Raw genomic sequence first — 18,684 nt, 5'->3', positions numbered from 1 at the left:
CTTTCAGTCCTCCCACATATCCATAGCAGGTTGGCTAGCAGCTGGATCAGCCACCTTTTCTACCATTGCTGCTATTTTGTACATTCGTGCATCTTCAAAGGTTGGCGCCATAATTTGGACACCTACCGGCAAACCTTCCGACAGCCCAATTGGAACCGTCATCGCTGGCGTACCAGCCAAATTCGCTGGAATAGTCGTCATATCGTTCTTGTACATAGCAATCGGGTCATCAAGCTTTTCACCAAACTTAAATGCCACAGTTGGCGTCGTCGGTGTCAAAAGAACATCGACTTGCTCATAAGCAGCCGTGAGATCTCGCTGGACCAACGTGCGAACCCGTTGCGCTGAGCCGTAATACGCGTCATACGTTCCAGCAGACAAAGCATAAGTGCCAAGAATAATCCGGCGCTTAACTTCCGTACCGAATCCTGCTTCACGAGTTGCTGCCATCATCGTTTCAGCGGTTACCGGGCCCTCTTTTGGCAGTACACGATTACCGAAACGTACACCATCGTAGCGCGCCAAATTTGACGACATTTCAGCCGGCATAATCAAATAGTAGGCAGCCATCGCATAGTCAAATGAGGGACAAGACACCTCAACGAATTTCGCTCCGGCAGCCTTTAACTTCTCTACCACAGTATGGAACGCGTCAAGCACCCCGGCAGCAAAACCTTCGCCATCAAGTTCTTTGACCACACCAAATGTGACTCCAGATAGATCGCCAAGGTCATAACCTTCTTCCACTGCCTTAACGAGAGTGGAAAAATCATTGTTTAACGACGTCGAATCGAGCGGATCGTGTTGGGAAATGATTTCTTGTAAGGCTGCTGCGTCACGTACATCGCGGGCAACTGGCCCCACTTGATCCAATGACGAAGCCATCGCAATAATCCCATAGCGCGATACCGCACCATATGTTGGTTTAGTGCCCACAGTTCCAGTCATTGCTCCTGGCTGGCGAATCGAACCACCCGTATCCGAACCAAGCGCCCATGGAACCAAATAGCCTGCTACTGCAGCAGCCGAACCACCACCGGAACCGCCGGGGATCAAATTGTGGCCCCACGGGTTTTGCGTCGGACCAAAAGCTGAATGCTCAGTTGACGAACCCATAGCAAATTCGTCCATATTAGTGTGCCCGAGAATTGGCAAGCGAGCTTCCTTCAGCAGTCGCACCACCGTAGCATCGTATGGTGGCAACCAACCTTCTAGCATCTTCGATGCCGCGGTAGTAGGAACCCCACGTTGGCACATATTGTCCTTAAGAGCTACCGGGACACCGGCAAAGAAAGGTAAATCTTTCCCAGCTGCCCGATCCTCATCTACGGATTTAGCTTCCTTAAGTGCACCTTCGGCATCAATAGCTAAGTAAACGTTCATCTTCGGATTGAGTTTTTCAATCCGATCCAAAAACATCGTCGTTACTTCTACCGAGGTTGTTTCTCCTGAACGAAGCAACTCAGCAAGCTGCCATGCGGTTTTCTTATGTAAATCTTTTACCACGTCTTACTCCTCACCCAAGATTGCTGGAACACCGAATTTGCCATCTTCAGCATGCGGGGCCATTGCTAAAACTTCGTCCCGATCTAATCCGGAAACGACCTCATCTTCACGCCACACATTAGTTAGTGGAATCGGATGGGATGTTGGTGGAATATCAGAGCTCACTACTTCTTTTAATCGCGAAACTGACTTGTTAATAACCTCAAGTTCCGCAGCGAATTGTTCGAGCTCTTGATCTGTTAAGGAAATGCGTGCGAGGTCCGCTAAGCGGGCTACCTCTTCTTTAGAAAATGTCGACATACTTCAATGGTATCTTCCCACCGCGGTTGTGGCGAAACGTATAGTAAACTATGTGCATGGCATTTTGGAAAAATCGCTCCGCATCACGTGCAAAAAAAGTTCTAAAATATACTGCTTTGGCTGGCTTAACTGTCCAAGTCGCAGCAATTGGTGCAATTATTGCAGTGGATGCACAACGCAAACGGCGAAACCCGCAAACAGGCGAGTTTCCGCATCTTCAACCGCGCACCGCTCGGGTTTCAGATTCTGAAGTGACAGTATACACATTTGGCAATCATCTTTATGATGACATGATCGAGGCTATCGAATCCGCTACTGACCGGGTTTATTTCGAGTCTTATATTTTGAAAGCTGACGACGTTGGCTATCGCTTCCGTCATGCCTTAATTGCTGCCGCTGCGCGCGGAGTTAACGTGTTTATTATTCTTGATACCCTCGGCAATTTAAATCAGAATCCTAAATCTCGTAGATTCCCTGATTTTCCTTCGCTTCATGTTATTCGCTTCCCACTGTTGCGCCCGTGGATTTTGACTGCTCGTTCGAAAGATTCTGGGTTCGATCACCGCAAGATTTTGGTTGTTGACGGGAAGATCGGCTTTGTGGGTGGCTACAATATTGGCCGGCTATACGCAGATCATTGGCGCGATACTCATATTCGAGTCACTGGACCGCGCGCGTGGGAATTGGAAAGCGCTTTTATCGATTTGTGGAATGTTTACCGTGCTTCACATCATCCGATTATTCCAGATGATTCGGTTCGTTCGTGGGTATCAACCTTTACGGTGACTCAGAACGTGCCAGTGTATCGCTCCTACCCTATTCGCGCCAAGTATCTAGAAACAATTAATCGGGCGTCGAAAAACATATGGATCACCATGGGATATTTCATCCCTGATTATGCGATTAAAACACTGTTAATTGACGCTGCCCGGCGGGGTGTGGACGTGCGGATTTTGATCCCACAGTATTCGAATCACATTATTGCCGATTGGGTGGGCCGTCCGCATTACACTGAATTACTCGATGCTGGTTGCCGTATTTTCCTGTATAAAGACGCAATGGTTCACGCTAAAACGATGACTGTGGATGGTATTTGGACAACGGTTGGAACCGCAAATTTGGATCGGTTGTCGATGGCTGGCAACTATGAGGTCAACGCCGAAATATACGACGCCGACCTCGCTGCGATTATGGAAGAAACTTTCCGCCTTGATTTGAGTAATTGCGTGGAGCTGACACACCAGTCGTGGGACGCCCGCTCGAAACTTGCCCGGTTGGCAGAAAGGCTTATGAAGCCGTTGGCTCCGTTCGTGTGATAGCCAAACCTCGTATCGCAACTGGGTTGTGCCTACCACATCGACGTCAGCTCACTGCGGAGCGATGCCCGTTGCTAATAATTCGCGGAATTGTTCTTCGGTTAAGATCCGAATCCCGAGGTTGCTTGCTTTTGTAGCTTTAGAACCAGCACCAGGTCCGGCGACGACGAAGTCTGTTTTCGCAGAAACTGAACCGGTTGCTTTTCCTCCCGCAGCATTAATCGCTTCGTTAATCCCGTCACGGGTGAAGTGTTCTAGACTGCCGGTAGCAACAATAGTGAGCCCGGCCAGTGTTTGATTAACCTCGGCCGTAGGCTTACAATGGGTAAACGTTACCCCAGCCTCGGTCCATCGCGTAACAATCTCCTCATGCCATGATTGGTCAAACCACGACAAGAAAGATGAAGCGATGATCGTGCCAACGCCGTCTACTTGTGCAAGTGATTCTAGCGACGCTGCGCGCATCGCATCCAGAGATTCAAATTCATCGGACAATGCCCTTGCAGCAACTGGCCCAACGTGGCGAATATTGAGCGCGACTATTTTGCGCCACAAATCTTTAGTTTTTGCCTTTTCTATTTCGTCCAGCATGGTTAACAGTGGTTTTGCCGGTACGGATGGTTTAACGATTGTACGCTTATCCCCAGCGCCGCTCCACTGTGGTTTAGTCCATGCAGCGCGGACATATTTCCAATTCCCTGTCACTTCACCCCGAGATTTTTCTGGCTGCCAAACCCAAACATCACGTGCTTGATCAGCCTGAAGGTGGAAGAGGTCTGCTTCGGTGCTCAGAATCGGAGTTTGCTGCGCCGGGATTTCAAGTTCTTTTTGGAGCCGCGGTGAAATAATATCTTGATGGTCCACAATAGCCCCGTGAGCATCGACAATTTCTCGTTCTTGGCGTTGAGCGAAGGTCAAGAAAATTTTGCGTGTTCGACCATTGCTATCTTCTACGATAAGAGTATGACCGGTGGCTAAGGCCATTAAGGCGTCCGGCCGGTTTTTATCCGGCTGGCATAGCCATGCTGCGGATTCTTCTCCTAAGCCTTCAATATCTAATCCCCCACGCGAACCGATATGAGCTACTCGTTGAGTCAGCTGGGCGGGACATGATTGTTGGTTCGTGCATCGTAGATCAACGTCACCTTCCGATATAGCGGCTATCGGTGCACCACAGTCTGGGCATTGAGTGGGCATAACAAAGTCAACTTCGGTGCCATCGCGTTCGCTTTCAATTGGACCGACCACTTCCGGAATAATATCTCCTGCTTTGCGTACGACGACGATGTCACCAATTTTGACGCCTTTACGAGCCACTTCTGAGGGGTTGTGTAAAGTTGCTTGCGAAACAGTCGAACCATCAACAAATACCGGTTCCATTACCGCATAGGGAGTCACTCGTCCGGTGCGTCCAACTTGTACCCGAATATCTAGAAGCCGAGTTTGTACTTCAGTGGGTGGAAACTTGTAAGCAACAGCCCAGCGTGGCACACGTGTTGTGTAGCCTAGCTCTTCTTGAATACGCCGATCATCAATTTTTATTACAACGCCATCAAATTCAAATGGTAACGAATCACGCGCGTGCTGATATTTATCAAGATAATCATTGATTTGCGCCAAGGTAGTACATATTTGAGTTGCATCAGAAACCGGCAATCCCCACGCCTTAAACGTTTGGTACACGCCTTCTTGGTGCCCTAATGTGGCACGTAAATCGTCGTCGACTCCACGTAATTCACCGATACCGTGGGCAATAAAGTCCAGTGAACGTAAGGCAAGCGATCCTGAATCATCTTGGCGCATCGTACCGGAGGCAGCATTGCGTGGGTTAACGAAAGGCTTAATATGCGCTTCCCGACGCTTCGTTGGACGTTCAGCCTTCCGCTCATGTTCGGCAAGTGTTGCATTAGCTTGACGAATGCGCCGATTCTCAATGGCGATTTCTTTGTTAGCCTCGGCAATTAACTGATTCTTTTCATCGATGAGTTTATTGCGCTGGTCAACTTTCTGATTATATTCAAGGAACTGAGCAACCGGGAAAAAAATTTCGCCACGGATCTCTACCAGCTCAGGAATATGCTCTCCAGAAAGACGTTGCGGGATAGTCGAAATTGCTGCGACATTTCTGGTGATGTCTTCACCGGTCACTCCATCTCCACGAGTGGCTGCCTGCACTAAAAGACCCTGACGATAGGTTAAGTTGACAGCTAAACCATCAATCTTCACTTCTACCGAAAACTGCGCACCCTCAGGCAAATCATGACCAACATTAGCCATCCATTCAGCAAGTTCTTCACGCGAAAAAACATCTTGCAGAGAATACATGCGCTGGGCATGACGCACAGCTGGTACATTAGTTCGCGACGGTTTGGCACCAACTTTAGTGGATGGTGAATCCGGAGACCATAACTGCGGAAAGCGCTCTTCTAGTTCCCGCAACTGACGCATATAGGTATCGTAAGTCGCATCAACCATGACCATTTCACCAGTTGAATAGTAGACTTCTTGCGCATGTAATAACTTCGGCGCTAACGTTTGCCAACTTTTTTGCGCCTCTTCAAAATTCTTTGCATCCACGTATCCATCGTACCTAAAAACACGTATCCTAAATGGTATGACCGAAGAACCAACGAACACTTTTCCGCACAGCTCGGACATCACCTTAGCGAGCTTTATTGGCTTAACGGGTTGTATACCACTGTTAACCTCTTTTTCGTTGTTATCCTCCTTGCAAATTCTGTTGTTGTGGCTGTTAAGCGTTGCGTGTGCTGTCAATATTCTTATTCGTCGTTCCGATCCCACATCCGCCCATATTCTGTTTATCTTTTTCCTTTTATGCCGATGTATATTTTTTCCCGGTGTTTTAATGGTGGCCGACGTTGTTGTTCTTATCATGATTTATTCAGCTGCCACCCAAGCAAGAATTGCCCTAGCCGTCCTCGTTATTCTCTCAGCCGTTGGCGCGCTAGCATTTCTTTGGGTTCAACACCTGCCGCGTCATTCATGGCATGACATCATCTTTTTCATCGCACTCCTCGGTCTTATTGGAACCACAACACTGGCTGGATTTGCGCGCCGTTCCCAGGTTGCCCAAGCCCGAAAGTTCGATGTCACACAACACCTTTTACAACAAGAAACTGAGGAAAATCAACGTGGTGCTGTCGTTCGTGAACGCACCAGGATTGCTCGCGATTTACACGATATTGTTGCCCACACGCTCGGCGTCGTCATCGCTCAAGCTGATGGCGGACGCTACGCAGGACGTAAAGATCCTGACAAGGCGCTCGTTGCTCTCGATACAATCGCAGATATGAGCCGGGCTGCATTAACCGATATCCGTTCGATTGTTGGCGTCTTGCGCGAACCAGCCGATGAGGAAGAACTCCTTTCTCCCCAACCAGTCACCCAGGATATTGATAGTCTTGTTGCGCGCGTCCAAAAGTCTGGCTTTGATATCGCGTTTGTCCAGATCGGTCCTATTCAAACATTGCCTGCTGGTATCGGGAACGTTTTGTATCGCATCTGCCAAGAGTCAGTCACGAATGCGATGAAACATGGCGGCCCCAATGTTGCTATCGTCATAAAACTAGAATGGCATGAAACTGATGTTACGTTATCAGTGATTGATAATGGACGTGGCGCATCTGTTGCTAATGACGGAAAAGGTAATGGAATTTTAGGAATGACTGAACGCGCAGCGCTATTTGGTGGCACACTAGAAGCACGGGCACGTCCCGGTGGCGGTTTTATTGTTCGTGCGACAATCCCTTACGATGGAAACCCGCATGAAAGGAGAGCATAATGGCTGAGGAAATTATTCGAGTTGGCCTCGTTGACGATATGGACCTGATGCGCTCTGGTCTCACGATGGTTATCGATTCACTCGATGATATGGAAGTAGTTCTCTCCGCAAGTGATGGCCAGCAAGCTATTAATCGCCTCCAAGCGGTAGCAGTTGATGTTATTCTCATGGACATCCGTATGGAAGGAATGGATGGTTTAACAACCACCCGAGAAATTACACGTACCACCCTGCCTACCAGAGTTGACCCTAAAATCATCATTCTGACCACCTTCGACGAAGATGATTACATGATGGAAGCAATTCGAGCTGGCGCATCCGGCTTCCTGCTAAAAGATGCACCAACTGAAAAAATGATTGAAGCGATCCGGACTATTTATCGAGGCGATGCGGTTATCGCACCGTCAACAACACGTCGGTTAGTCGATCGCCTCGCGCGCGAATCTATCCAAATTCATGCCAGTAAACCAGAAATCCTTGATGTTCTTACGGACCGCGAGCGCGAAGTTTTCTATCTCATTGCTCGCGGACTAACCAATGCTGAGATTGCCAAACACCTTTTTGTTGCAGAAGCAACTGTTAAAACCCACGTGACACGTATTTTTTCAAAATTAGGTGTCCGTGACCGAGTTCAAGCAGTTGTCATCGCCTATGAGGCTGGCATTGTAACCCCAGGACATATCGAGCTCTAATAATCATGTCCATTGCCCAACTAATCGACGTCTCTGTTCGTTCTCATGCCACTCCACAAGATCGTGAAATAACCAATGTGTCCATGACATTTCAGAGAGGAAAATTCTCGGCAATTCTGGGTCCTAATGGCTCTTCTAAATCATTGCTGATCGAAGCTATCGGTGGGCTTTATCCCGTCACTTCTGGGCGCATAATAACGTGTGACGTTGATGTCACGCGTAGCACAGCCAGCGAACTTGCTACATTGCGAGCTACCGATGTGGCTTTCGTTTTTAGCCGGCACAACATCGTCGAAACTCTATCTATCGAAGAAAACTTATTACTAGCACACACTATTTCGTCTTTACCAGTAAATGAAGATCTTTTAGACGACGTCATTACCTCCTTTAATCTTCAATCCTATTTGGCTATGAATCCGATGGAAGTAACAGCCGATGTTCTCCAACGGATTGCTATTGCCCGGGCAGTTTTAAAAGAGTCCCAACTTATTTTGGCTCAAGAACCAACACAATTTTTACGCCATGAATCATCTGAAATGATCCTCGACAGTCTTCGGCGTTCTTGTCGAGAGTATGGAATTTCAATCATTATGTCTACTCACAGTAACTTCGTAGCATCGTATGCAGATCACGTTCATTTATTCCTCGACGGCGAACCAACTGGCATGATTGTTAATCCTTCGCTCCACTCACTGTCATACGCACAGGAAAACACTGCTACCCGGACGTCATAATGTTAGCTTTCGTCTTCGAACATGTTGTTGCGTATTGGCGGCTGTACTTAGTTCCCATTATTGTCACTCTCGTCTCAACGATGTTTATTTTTTTGGGACTAGCTGCTCAAGAATACGCGGATCAATCCGCATCATATTCTGCCCAAGCATTGTTGACGAGCGCAGACGTTAACGTTCATAATTCCGACCTTCCAGGACGGGATTTTTTAACGCAGGTGGAACAGTTGCCGACAGTTAATGAAGCTTATTCCGCCACCCCACTATGGGGATCAGTTATGAGTAGCTCAGGCTCAGCTCAAGTAAAAATCGGTAGTATTCCACCCAAATCCTTTCGGAATGAGGATTTTTACAAAGGCTCATATCCCACTAACCCTGACGAAATTGCCCTGCCAGTAGCTATTGCTCGTGCTCTTGATATTACCGTTGGTGACAGGCTTATTCTTACCATCCCATGTTTAAACACCCATGGTATTACTAAAGAAGTAGTAGTGCGCGGACTCTACTCATACAGCCCGCTAAATGAAAGCTTCGACTCGCTATTTAATGCAATTTCCGGCATGGATATGCGTGATTTATGGGAAAAAACAGCTGGTCAACAGCCCATCGCAAAATCTGTGATACGTGTTACCAAACAAGAAAATGTAGGGATTGAAGAATTCAAAGATTCTTTGCTAGATATTCCCGGTACAGTTGTTGTTACCCGGGAACAAGCTTATGAACAACATTTACGACACATCAACGCCTACATATCGAATCTTCGAGGAGCTGGCCATGGCATTCTCCTTCTTCCCGCGTTGGGTTCCTTATCTGCCCTTTATTTTGCCGGACGTAAAATTCTGCACTCACGTACCGGGGACTACCGCATACTGATCAGTTTGGGAGCAACCCAAAGCCATATCTTTTTGCTAGCATTACTGCAATTATTGCTTGTTGGCATTTTATCCATTACCGCCGGAATGCTTGTTGGGCACATTTTAGGTAAGTTACTGCATCTTCTTATTCAGTTTATTCCCGGTTATCATTTCCTTTCGCCCTATTATCGGCCCTCAGCCTTCGCTGGAATCCAAACCATGTTGATTATGCTGACAACCTTGTGTTTGGCAGCAATTTCTGGCGCCTGGCATACCGCCGGTTCACCCTTATTTTTAGTGCGTCCACCAGCGAAGAAGACGCAGATCTTCATCCGCGCTACCCGCTGGTTTGCCGGGATAGTGCTTATGACGACGTTACTCGTATTTTCTGCATTGGCCAGTAGGCATGTGCAAAATATTGATTCGTGGTCCTCTTACACGGATGCTTTGGCGCTGCTGGGAGTTGCATTATTGGTATTTGGTAGTCTTGTGGCGCACTTATATGCCACCCGCTTGTTCCGTCGTCTTCTTACTCGTACACAAAACCCCTTGGCGCTCTTCCTTTCGGCTAATCCGGGTACGAAGCCTGATGTTTTCCACCATGCGCTATTTAGTTCTCGGCTTGTGGTGTTGGGGGTAGCGATGTTGGTGATTGTTTTGACAACCTACTCTTCGTCGTCATATTCGGTTAATCATAGTGCTAATAAGGTGAGCCCTTACGATATTACAGTCACGGCAGATGAGAACTCCCCTAGCGGTATTTCCGATAGCGTTATCTCTACGATTTCCTCGTATCCAGGGGTTGATTCTTTTCTGCCGGTTACGCATGCGACGCTTTCCTTAACTAACCGATATACAGATCTAGAGTCAACTGATATGCGAGTTCGCGCAGTTGATCCTGATCAGGCTCAAGCATATTTTTCACCTTCGGAGCATGCTGATATTCCTGTGCCTGGCACGATTTTTGTTCCCCGTGATGTTATGTCCCATCTTGGTCTGACCGCCGGGGATTCCCTTGAGTTTATGGCTGATGACGGCTCACTAGTATTGTTTAGCGTGAAAACGGCTTCTAGTCCGTGGGTTGTGATGGATCTTTCTGATCTTGGACTACTTTCTTCTGCTCCAGTAGTTGACGAAGTGTGGGTTCGCGCTACAGAATCTCAACATTCTGATTTATCAAAATATTTTGTTAAGTTCCGTTCTTCACTTATTTCAAAACAATTATCTGAACCGTTCCGGGTCGATACCGGGGTGAGCTACGATGTTTTAACTAGTGCGGAACGAGCAAATTGGATTATCCCTCTTTTGTCGTTACTTATTTTTTACGGGCTTATCGCTTCACTGATTGCTCAGCTAGCGACGACGACGTATCATCACGAGCACCATCGAGATAATACCCGACTACTGCTCAGTTTAGGGGTGTCTACTACCCGACTTGAACGCTCTTATATCATTGAAAACCTCGGATATGTCTGTATCCATATTATTATTGGCGCGCTGCTGGGCTTAAGCTCCATGCCACTACTATGGTTCTATTTATTAGGCTCGCACTACCATGAAGATTTATTCATTCCGTTTATTTCTATTGGGATGCTAGTGGGGCTCCTGTTATTTTTCACGTTGGCATTCGTTTTTATCCGAACTAATTATCAACGCCGGATAATTCCTTACGATAAGTATTTGGATGTGACGTATCCCTAAACTGACAAACGTCACAGCGTTATCTCTTTCTTCTGACCAGAAAAACTGCGAAGGTATCCATAGGAGATAAAAATGGCTATAGGAGAGTAGATAGTACCCAATGGACTGGCGACATCATGCTGCATGCTTGGACGAAGATCCGGAATTATTTTTCCCGGTTGGTAGTTCCAACGCGGCCTTAGCACAGGTAGAACGGGCTAAGAGTATATGCCGTACCTGCACAGTCGTCGAAACTTGTTTAAAATGGGCGCTAGAAACTAATCAGGATGCCGGCGTGTGGGGCGCACTATCGGAAGATGAGCGGCGTTCGCTTAAACGTCGTTCAGTACGAGTACATCGCGTTCCATAACTTATATCGCGTTTTTGCTTTGTGGGGGCATCCGTTCCATCGAACGGATGCCCCCACAAAGCAAGTTAATTCATCTGCATAGTTATAGTGACAACAGTTCCGCCATCTTCACCGTTTTCCCAAGTGATTCTGCCATGGAGCTCAGATGAAACCATGGTCTTAACAATCTGTGTCCCTAATCCAGATCCTGGTCCATTCTCACCGATTCCAACGCCGTCGTCGTGCACTGTCACGATAAGCTCGTAGCCATCACGCAACGCATCGACGTTCACATGCCCACCGTGAGGTAAACCGTGTTCAACTGCGTTGGAAATAATCTCATTGAGCACCACAGACAATGCCGCAGCAGCCTCCGCGCGTACAAACCCAAATGAGCCGGTGAACGAGGAAGTGACCACCACATCGTTAACTGCGATATCAACAGCCATTTTCAACACCGGAATAAATAATTCATCAAAGTCGACAACTTCGTTGATAGTTTGCGATAGCTGTTGGTGAACAAGAGCGATCGTCGATACTCGCCGTTGTGCAGTTTCTAATGCCGCACGAGTTTCTTCAGAGGATGCTCGCCGTGCTTGTAATCGTAATAACGCTGATACTGTCTGCAAATTATTCTTCACCCGGTGATGAATTTCGCGTATTGTTGCATCCTTTGTAATAAGTTCTTTTTCTTGGCGGCGTAATTCTGACACATCGCGACACAGCAACATTGCGCCGAGCCGTTCACCATCGCGCCGTAAGGGAACTGCTCGCATCGATACTGTTACCGAATGCGATTCCAGCTCTGCCATCCAGGCAGCTCTTCCCATCAAAACAACTGGTAAAGACTCATCAACTGCCGAATAATCATCAATTTTTTCAGTTACCAATTCCGCCAAGATCCGATCATGGAGCGGCTCATCAACTCCAATACGCCGAAAATGGGATATCGCATTAGGAGAAGCAAATAGCACTACCCCATCTTCATTTAAATGGATGACACCATCTGAGACGCGCGGGGTACCATGTCGATAACCCGAGGGGGCTTCACTGTACGGAAATTCTCCGGTCGTGATCATCCGGGCGAGATCTTGAGCAATAGAATCATAATTATGTTGCGCATGAGACAGTAGCCGATCAGGGAAAAGCGCGTTAACCGCAATCACCACGGCAATATTATGGCCTCGGTAAAACACCGGGATGAATGTTGTTTCAACTTCATCATCACCCCAAGTAATAACCTCTCCGGTAGCTAATGCTTCTTCAAAACCTTTGAGATAAATTCGTTCCACAACTGTACCAACCGCATCACTTTCGTACAGTGTGGTTGCGGTAGCTGGACGTGTTTGGGCAGCAATGACTGGACCGTCAGCTGTTGTCGCGACTAAAAATAGGTCAGCAAACAAAATATCAGCCAGTATTTGCCAGTCTCCAGTGAGCATGTGAAGCCACTCGCGTTGGTCGAACGCAAGGGCAGTTCGTTGTTGCAAAATATTTGTTAGTGTAGACACAGTTTAACAATAGAGGTAAATGGTGTTGAATAGGAGTATGAACATCACACATGATCTGCACTATGGTGGAACCCTCACTGAGGTTCTTGAGGTTTTGAGCTCCGAGGAACTGGTTTTCCGGCGGTTGCAGGAGGTCGGACATCCCGATTACGACGTAGTCCGCGAGGAAGTTGATGGCAAGGCACGTACTACGCTGACAGTTGTTGCTGGACCGAATCAGATCCCTGATCAGTTATCGATGTTTTTGGGTAAGAGCGCAACGGTGACAATTACGAGCGTAGAGACGGTAACCGATGCCGGCGCACAGATTGATTATCTTGTGTCGACGAAGCTTCCGGTTAAGTGCACTGCTCGGATTCTACTGGTTGATACTGACAGTGGTACTGCCGGAAAGCTGGAGTTACAGCTGAAAGTTTCGGTTCCATTTGCCGGGGCGATGATCGAACGTGGTATCGAGAATAAGGTTCCAGAGATTTTAGTCAAGGACACTGCGCTTGTTAACGAATTATTAGTTAAGGCGCGCGGAGAATACAATGATTAATCGTCAATATGAAGATTTGCTAGCCGATGTTTTAGCGAATGGGACACGGAAAACAGACCGCACTGGAACTGGAACACTTTCCGTTTTTGGTCGCCAGATGCGTTTCAATTTAGCGCAAGGTTTTCCGCGTATCACCACCAAGTTTGTCGCTATGAAAGCCGTTAAAGGCGAACTTTTATGGTTTTTGCGTGGCGATACCAATATTGGCTGGCTTCACGAACACGGCATCACTATTTGGGACGAGTGGGCAGACGAAGATGGAAATCTTGGTCCAGTATATGGATATCAGTGGCGTTCCTGGCCAACTCCAGACGGTTCCCATATTGACCAGATCTCCCGGGTGATAGAGCAGTTACGAGAAACTCCTGATTCTCGCCGTATGATCGTTAGCGCATGGAATGTGGCGGACTTAGATCAGATGGCATTACAACCATGCCATGCCTTTTTCCAGTTCTATGTAGCTGATGGGAAATTGTCCTGCCAACTTTATCAACGCTCCGCCGATCTGTTCCTCGGAGTACCGTTTAATATTGCCTCCTATGCGTTACTCACTCACATGATTGCCCAACAAGCTGATCTTGATGTAGGTGAGTTTGTCTGGACTGGTGGAGATTGCCATATCTATCTCAACCATCTTGAGCAAGTCCGCGAACAGATCTCTCGGGAACCTTATCCGTTCCCCACTCTTCATCTCCGAAAGGCTCCCGATATTTTCAGCTACACGATGGATGATATTTCTGCCGCAGATGGCTACCAGCACCATCGAGCATTATTTGCCCCGGTTGCAGTATGAAGATCGGGGCAATATGGGCTCAAGCGCACGACGGCGCACTGGGCAAAAATGGGCAGATACCATGGCATTTGCCTGAAGACTTAGCCTTGTTCCGGCGCGCTACGATGAGCTATCCAGTCATTATGGGACGGCATACGTGGCAGTCGCTACCAGACCGATTTCGTCCGTTGCCTGGACGCACAAATATCGTCTTATCAACTGATACCGAGTTTGTTGCTTCGGGAGGCATCGTCGCTAGGAATATCACTGACGCACTAACGCATGCTCACCAGCACACAGACACATACTGCTGGGTCATTGGTGGCGGTCATATTTATCGCAGCATGCTAGAACATTGTGATTTCGCTGTTGTCACCCACATTGATCTCATGATTCCAGAAGCCGACTCCTATGCTCCACATATTCCCCCTAGCTGGAAAGAATGTCGCGGGCAAGAACACCAGTCAGAAACTGGATTAAACTTTTATGTCAGTGTTTACACCCGCCCAGATGCCGAACTCACGCAGTATGAGATCACCAGATTGATCGGAAAATAATACGATGTACGTCGCTCATCAACATATGCTCGATCCGCAAGCTGCTCTCGCTTACGCCAGCCGTATCGGCGTTGGGGAACTGATCACTACTGGAAAGAATGGTATTAACGCAACGCGGGTCCCGTTCGTCGTCGTTGAAAAAGACGGCAAGCAGGTTGTTCAAGCACACCTGAACCGAGTTAATCCACAAGTTCACGATTCTGGTGATGCGTTACTGATCGTCACTGGAGCTGACGCGCACGTTCCCGGGCACTATTTACCGCCAGAAAAACCCGGATCGGTTATGCCTACCGCGCCAAGTTGGGATTATGTGACGATTCATATTCGGGGCGCGTTCCATACGTTCGACGACGACGCCTGGAAACACGAACATTGGCAACAACTCGTTGCGCATCACGAACCGGTATGGACGATGGCTGATAGTCAGCCCCATCGGATTCAGCGAGCCTACAGCGCCATCGTAGGAATGGAACTTGCTGTTACTGAAGTGGTTGGCAAAGCCAAACTTCATCAAAACCTGTCCTCCTCTGATTTAGCGAACCTTGCTGATTCTATGGAAGCAGGCGGCGCGGAGGAGGTCGCGCGCCTCATGCGTGATATTTCTATCCCGTGGGCACAGGCCCGTGAGGCGCGCGTAGGTAAAGCACTAGATTTGCGTGCTAAACATGAGTTCTGATCCTCTCACTCTTGTCTGTTTGTTGCCGGTTGGGTAATGCGTCGCATAGCTGGGGCCAATGCGACAATCGCACAACCAGCCAGGATCAACGCACAGATGAGGACTGCGAGGAGGATCGGGTCGAAGGTAGCATCAAGGGTCGAGGAGAATATCTGGAGCATCACCCAGGCAGCACCGAACCCGAGTGAGCCGGCGATAACCAGCATGGTCGTCAACGGTCCGACGGTTTCGATGAGCATCATGCGGGTAATGCTTTTGGGTTGCATACCGCTGAGCCGGAGAGTGAGCAGGGAACGACGGCGTTCAAGCAAACCAGCATAGGTTGATACCAGCATCGATATAATTGCGACGGCGATTGTTCCTCCAATGCCGAAGTAAACCAGGTAGGTGAGCAAAATAATGGCATCTACTCCAGCAAACGAGGATTTGTCACCGGCGGAGAAAATCCATATCGACTCTTCGTTGTTTTCTAACTGATGTGTACGTGCTAGTAGGGAACGCAACTGTTCTAGCTGGCTTGGGTCACGGAGTTTTACCATCACCGTATACTGGGTGCCCTCGGTTGCTGCACCATAAGCCGATCCCACGTGTTGCTTGAAATCTGAAAGGTTAGTGGCGCTAACCTGTGCTTGTTCGTTGGTATTCGATGCCCACAGGTTGATACCAATAACACCATCGGCACAAGAAGTATCAAGGTAGTCATTGACTACTTGGCAGTCAAACACTGTCCAGGATCCTGCAATAAACGGGAAAACATGGCTGTGTTCGATGCTCGGTTCAGCTTGTAGCAGTTCGTTGAGGCGTTGTGCCGGTGCGTCGTCGTCGAAACCAAGAATGGCTGACGAACCGGGACGCAACGAGTGGACGGTTTGCGAAGCACGGGCAAAAACATCATCTGTTTGGGACACGGCAGTCAGGAAGAAGGAACCGGCGAAAACTGCGAGTACCACACCGGAAACTGAACGTGAGATCCGTGAAGCATGCGCTTTGACATACGTCAGGCCAATAATCGTTGGTGCAGAGCGGGCCCAGCGAGCACTGATCCGTGCCACGCTATAGGTTAGCCACGCACTAGCGATCACTAAGCCGGCCATCACGCCAATAACGGCTCCCATCAAAATATATGAATCATTAACAACGCCAGAATTGTAGTCTACAACCGCATATTCGTAGGCGATCACGCCAATGCTCACTGCAAGCGGTAGGAGCCGTAACCAATGTGGTTTGCCGGTGGCGGTCTGCCGGCGTATGACCCCTAATGGTGACACATGGATGTGGCGCATACCCCAGCCGTGGGCAAGGACCACTAAGACAGTAGCTGCAATGGCAACGATACCTGCTTGGAGCGGGGTAATCGCAAAGTTGTTTGCCCACAATCGCATGCCGTCAATCCGAATGGTTGGGAAGATGGGGCGCACTGCCAAAAATAGTGCTAGTCCAATTATGTAGCCGATCACTGCACCAACCAGTGCTTCCATGACTAGTATTCGCACAACTTGCCCGCTGGTGGCACCGACGAGCCGCAGTGCAGCATAGCGTTGTTCGCGTTGCACACTGCCGAGGGTGGCTGAGATAGAGATCAATAGCAAAACGGGGAAGAGAATAACGATCAGCCCGAGGTACATAATAACAACACTGACTTTGATCGATTCTGGTGGTGCTTGGGAAAAATCAGAGATTACTACCCCGGTATCGCCAAAGTGTGCACCGCGGATAACGAACAGATCGTCTGGGCCGGCCGTTAATTCCTGAGGCAGATTTCCGATATCGGTTACCCCAAAGCGATCGTGAAGTTGATATTCCGGATGCTCTTCCATCAGAGTTCGCACCCCAGCTGAAACGAGATATTCTCCAGGAGCTGGCCACGTTATATCGTAGAGTTCTGGGGCGTTCACGGTGGCCGTGGAATCGACTATGACGCCGCGGATCTCACTGGCGCCGACTTTCATGAGCGGGTTGAAGTCATCTTTTGTTACCCGCACAGAATTGGCTGGATCAGGTGCCAGGCGGCCGCCTTCTTGGGCATCCATTTCATCACCGATACTTCGTAACCATAACGACGGCGAGTCCACAGATAGCGCATTATTAAATGAGGCAGCAGTCAGCAAGAGCATGACACCGAGTGCCACTGCCCCGGCGATCAGCGAGAGGCGCCCTTTAGTATGTGCGAGAGAGGTGCGCAGGAGTGTCCACGATAGATACATTGTTTATCCCTCCAGCAGGCCGTCACGCACAACGACTTCCCGATCGGCATAGGCAGCGATCAGTGGCTCATGGGTGACCATAATGACAGTCATCCCGGTTGTTCGAGCAATATCCATAAACATGGTCATCACGGTTTCGGAGTTGAGCGAATCGAGGGACCCGGTAGGTTCGTCGGCGAAAAGGATGGATGGTTTCGGGCACAGGGCGCGGGCGATAGCGATTCGTTGAGCTTCGCCACCGGAAAGCTGACCAGGCAACGCGGTTGCGTGTTCGAGCAATCCGACGGTGTCTAACCATTTATCGGCCTCATAGTAAGCTTTGGATTTTGATTTGCCGTCGAGCAGGAGTGGCACGGCAACATTGTCACGTGCGGTGAGTTCAGGGACGAGTTGGGAGAATTGGAAAACGAAGCCGAAGTCGCGCCGGCGCAGTATTGTGCGTTCCGATTCGCTCATGGTGGTGAGTTCACGTCCGTTGACCTGGATTGTTCCGGAATCAGGGAGTTCGATACCGGCTAGGGCGTGGAGCAAGGTAGATTTTCCGGAGCCAGATGGCCCCATAATAGCAAGGGCTTCGCCGCGCGTGACGTCGAGTGATATTCCACGCATAGCGCGAGTTGTGCCGTATGTTTTGGTCAGATCGCGGGCGGTGAGGATTATTTCAGACATAGCTCTTCCTTGAGTTTTCCGAGTCGTGCACTGGCAAGTTCGATCCAGCGCAGGTCTGCTTCGATATGAAAAATTGCGTTGTCGAGAAGGAGTTTTTCGGCCATCGGTGCGTCTTTTTTACGCCGGGTAAGGTCACGCATGCGTTCGAGATGCAGTTTGCGTTGGGCACGTAGGTAGGGAGCAGCATCGCCTTCGACGATGAGCGCGAGGACTGTTTTACCGTACATGGTTGCTTGGAGCGTTGGGGAAGGCATTTCTGGTTTTCCCAACCATTCGACGACGGCGTTGCGGCCGGCTGGGGTGAGGGCGTATCTGGTACGACTAGGTCCGTTGGATGCGCCGTCGTCGTCAACTTCGATCACTTTGGCGTCGCGGAGGAGGCGAGCCAAAGTGGAATAGACTTGGCCAGGCAAAATTGGTTTGTCGCCAGCGAACAGCTGATCGTATAGTTTTTTCAACTCATAGCCGTAATTTGGTTCTTGGGTGAGCAGACCAAGGAATGCGTACTGGACTTCCATACAACC

The 18,684-nt window shown here is 48.9% G+C and carries 17 protein-coding genes; 10 read left to right on the top strand and 7 right to left on the bottom strand.

Going from position 1 to position 18,684, the window contains the following annotated elements; genetic code table 11:
* Positions 1-3 precede the first annotated feature (3 nt).
* Together gatA and gatC are read right to left on the bottom strand one after the other, a co-directional pair.
* On the bottom strand, positions 4-1,506 hold the full coding sequence (gene gatA, locus HC352_RS02155) for an Asp-tRNA(Asn)/Glu-tRNA(Gln) amidotransferase subunit GatA (protein WP_168917380.1): 1,503 nt from the start codon (positions 1,504-1,506) through the stop codon (positions 4-6).
* Between the two features lie 3 nt (positions 1,507-1,509).
* Positions 1,510-1,806 (bottom strand): Asp-tRNA(Asn)/Glu-tRNA(Gln) amidotransferase subunit GatC, encoded by a 297-nt coding sequence (gene gatC / locus HC352_RS02150; protein WP_168917379.1) that lies wholly within the window; start codon positions 1,804-1,806, stop codon positions 1,510-1,512.
* 56 nt (positions 1,807-1,862) lie between these two features.
* Between gatC and HC352_RS02145 the strand changes: the two genes are divergently transcribed.
* The gene (locus HC352_RS02145) at positions 1,863-3,122 is read left to right on the top strand and encodes a phospholipase D-like domain-containing protein (RefSeq protein ID WP_168917378.1); all 1,260 of its coding nucleotides are present in this window, start codon (positions 1,863-1,865) and stop codon (positions 3,120-3,122) included.
* 51 nt (positions 3,123-3,173) lie between these two features.
* Here HC352_RS02145 and HC352_RS02140 read toward each other — a convergent pair whose 3' ends face one another.
* Entirely contained in the window at positions 3,174-5,699 is a 2,526-nt protein-coding gene (locus HC352_RS02140) for an NAD-dependent DNA ligase LigA (protein WP_247645212.1), read from the bottom strand.
* A gap of 37 nt (positions 5,700-5,736) precedes the next feature.
* On the opposite strand from HC352_RS02140, the gene HC352_RS02135 reads away from it, so the two are divergent.
* From HC352_RS02135 to HC352_RS02115, 5 genes are all read left to right on the top strand, one after another.
* Positions 5,737-6,924, top strand: a complete 1,188-nt coding sequence (locus HC352_RS02135) for a sensor histidine kinase (RefSeq protein ID WP_211080695.1) — start codon at positions 5,737-5,739, stop codon at positions 6,922-6,924.
* On the top strand, positions 6,924-7,616 hold the full coding sequence (locus HC352_RS02130; RefSeq protein WP_168917375.1) for a response regulator: 693 nt from the start codon (positions 6,924-6,926) through the stop codon (positions 7,614-7,616). Before HC352_RS02135 ends, HC352_RS02130 begins: the two co-directional genes overlap by 1 nt.
* Before the next feature lie 5 nt (positions 7,617-7,621).
* Positions 7,622-8,350 carry an ABC transporter ATP-binding protein gene (locus tag HC352_RS02125; protein ID WP_211080694.1) on the top strand — a complete coding sequence of 243 codons (729 nt, stop codon included), beginning with the start codon at positions 7,622-7,624 and terminating at the stop codon, positions 8,348-8,350.
* The gene (locus HC352_RS02120; RefSeq protein ID WP_168917373.1) at positions 8,350-10,902 is read left to right on the top strand and encodes an FtsX-like permease family protein; all 2,553 of its coding nucleotides are present in this window, start codon (positions 8,350-8,352) and stop codon (positions 10,900-10,902) included. The genes HC352_RS02125 and HC352_RS02120 overlap by 1 nt, the downstream gene beginning before the upstream one ends.
* 100 nt (positions 10,903-11,002) lie before the next feature.
* Entirely contained in the window at positions 11,003-11,251 is a 249-nt protein-coding gene (locus HC352_RS02115; RefSeq protein WP_168917372.1) for a WhiB family transcriptional regulator, read from the top strand.
* A gap of 65 nt (positions 11,252-11,316) precedes the next feature.
* Here the strand turns inward: HC352_RS02115 and HC352_RS02110 are convergent, their stop codons facing one another.
* Positions 11,317-12,741 (bottom strand): sensor histidine kinase, encoded by a 1,425-nt coding sequence (locus tag HC352_RS02110; protein WP_168917371.1) that lies wholly within the window; start codon positions 12,739-12,741, stop codon positions 11,317-11,319.
* A gap of 37 nt (positions 12,742-12,778) precedes the next feature.
* Between HC352_RS02110 and HC352_RS02105 the strand changes: the two genes are divergently transcribed.
* The 4 genes from HC352_RS02105 to HC352_RS02090 are packed head-to-tail and all read left to right on the top strand — an operon-like array spanning position 12,779 to position 15,287.
* Entirely contained in the window at positions 12,779-13,282 is a 504-nt protein-coding gene (locus HC352_RS02105) for a DUF2505 domain-containing protein (RefSeq protein WP_168917370.1), read from the top strand.
* Positions 13,275-14,075, top strand: a complete 801-nt coding sequence (locus HC352_RS02100; RefSeq protein ID WP_168917369.1) for a thymidylate synthase — start codon at positions 13,275-13,277, stop codon at positions 14,073-14,075. Before HC352_RS02105 ends, HC352_RS02100 begins: the two co-directional genes overlap by 8 nt.
* Positions 14,072-14,611 carry a dihydrofolate reductase gene (locus tag HC352_RS02095; protein WP_168917368.1) on the top strand — a complete coding sequence of 180 codons (540 nt, stop codon included), beginning with the start codon at positions 14,072-14,074 and terminating at the stop codon, positions 14,609-14,611. The genes HC352_RS02100 and HC352_RS02095 overlap by 4 nt, the downstream gene beginning before the upstream one ends.
* 4 nt (positions 14,612-14,615) lie before the next feature.
* Positions 14,616-15,287 carry an FMN-binding negative transcriptional regulator gene (locus HC352_RS02090; RefSeq protein WP_168917367.1) on the top strand — a complete coding sequence of 224 codons (672 nt, stop codon included), beginning with the start codon at positions 14,616-14,618 and terminating at the stop codon, positions 15,285-15,287.
* A 5-nt stretch (positions 15,288-15,292) separates the two neighbouring features.
* Here the strand turns inward: HC352_RS02090 and HC352_RS02085 are convergent, their stop codons facing one another.
* Genes HC352_RS02085 through HC352_RS02075 form a run of 3 tightly spaced genes read right to left on the bottom strand, consistent with a single transcriptional unit; the run spans position 15,293 to position 18,678 of the window.
* Entirely contained in the window at positions 15,293-17,491 is a 2,199-nt protein-coding gene (locus tag HC352_RS02085) for an FtsX-like permease family protein (protein ID WP_168917366.1), read from the bottom strand.
* A gap of 3 nt (positions 17,492-17,494) precedes the next feature.
* On the bottom strand, positions 17,495-18,160 hold the full coding sequence (locus HC352_RS02080) for an ABC transporter ATP-binding protein (protein WP_168917365.1): 666 nt from the start codon (positions 18,158-18,160) through the stop codon (positions 17,495-17,497).
* Positions 18,148-18,678 (bottom strand): PadR family transcriptional regulator, encoded by a 531-nt coding sequence (locus HC352_RS02075; protein ID WP_168917364.1) that lies wholly within the window; start codon positions 18,676-18,678, stop codon positions 18,148-18,150. Before HC352_RS02075 ends, HC352_RS02080 begins: the two co-directional genes overlap by 13 nt.
* Positions 18,679-18,684 lie beyond the last annotated feature (6 nt).

Origin of the sequence: Arcanobacterium buesumense, from assembly GCF_012563545.1 — a bacterium.
Classification (GTDB): Bacteria; Actinomycetota; Actinomycetes; order Actinomycetales; family Actinomycetaceae; genus Arcanobacterium; species Arcanobacterium buesumense.
Note: the sequence above shows the minus strand (reverse complement) of the source record. Positions and strands in the feature narration are given on the sequence as shown.

Coding starts and splice junctions, on each gene's coding strand:
- gatC (WP_168917379.1), bottom strand. CDS start 1,806: ATGTCGACATTTTCTAAAGAAGAGGTAGCCCGCTTAGCGGACCTCGCA.
- HC352_RS02145 (WP_168917378.1), top strand. CDS start 1,863: ATGGCATTTTGGAAAAATCGCTCCGCATCACGTGCAAAAAAAGTTCTA.
- HC352_RS02135 (WP_211080695.1), top strand. CDS start 5,737: ATGACCGAAGAACCAACGAACACTTTTCCGCACAGCTCGGACATCACC.
- HC352_RS02130 (WP_168917375.1), top strand. CDS start 6,924: ATGGCTGAGGAAATTATTCGAGTTGGCCTCGTTGACGATATGGACCTG.
- HC352_RS02125 (WP_211080694.1), top strand. CDS start 7,622: ATGTCCATTGCCCAACTAATCGACGTCTCTGTTCGTTCTCATGCCACT.
- HC352_RS02120 (WP_168917373.1), top strand. CDS start 8,350: ATGTTAGCTTTCGTCTTCGAACATGTTGTTGCGTATTGGCGGCTGTAC.
- HC352_RS02115 (WP_168917372.1), top strand. CDS start 11,003: ATGGACTGGCGACATCATGCTGCATGCTTGGACGAAGATCCGGAATTA.
- HC352_RS02105 (WP_168917370.1), top strand. CDS start 12,779: ATGAACATCACACATGATCTGCACTATGGTGGAACCCTCACTGAGGTT.
- HC352_RS02100 (WP_168917369.1), top strand. CDS start 13,275: ATGATTAATCGTCAATATGAAGATTTGCTAGCCGATGTTTTAGCGAAT.
- HC352_RS02095 (WP_168917368.1), top strand. CDS start 14,072: ATGAAGATCGGGGCAATATGGGCTCAAGCGCACGACGGCGCACTGGGC.
- HC352_RS02090 (WP_168917367.1), top strand. CDS start 14,616: ATGTACGTCGCTCATCAACATATGCTCGATCCGCAAGCTGCTCTCGCT.
- HC352_RS02085 (WP_168917366.1), bottom strand. CDS start 17,491: ATGTATCTATCGTGGACACTCCTGCGCACCTCTCTCGCACATACTAAA.
- HC352_RS02080 (WP_168917365.1), bottom strand. CDS start 18,160: ATGTCTGAAATAATCCTCACCGCCCGCGATCTGACCAAAACATACGGC.
- HC352_RS02075 (WP_168917364.1), bottom strand. CDS start 18,678: ATGGAAGTCCAGTACGCATTCCTTGGTCTGCTCACCCAAGAACCAAAT.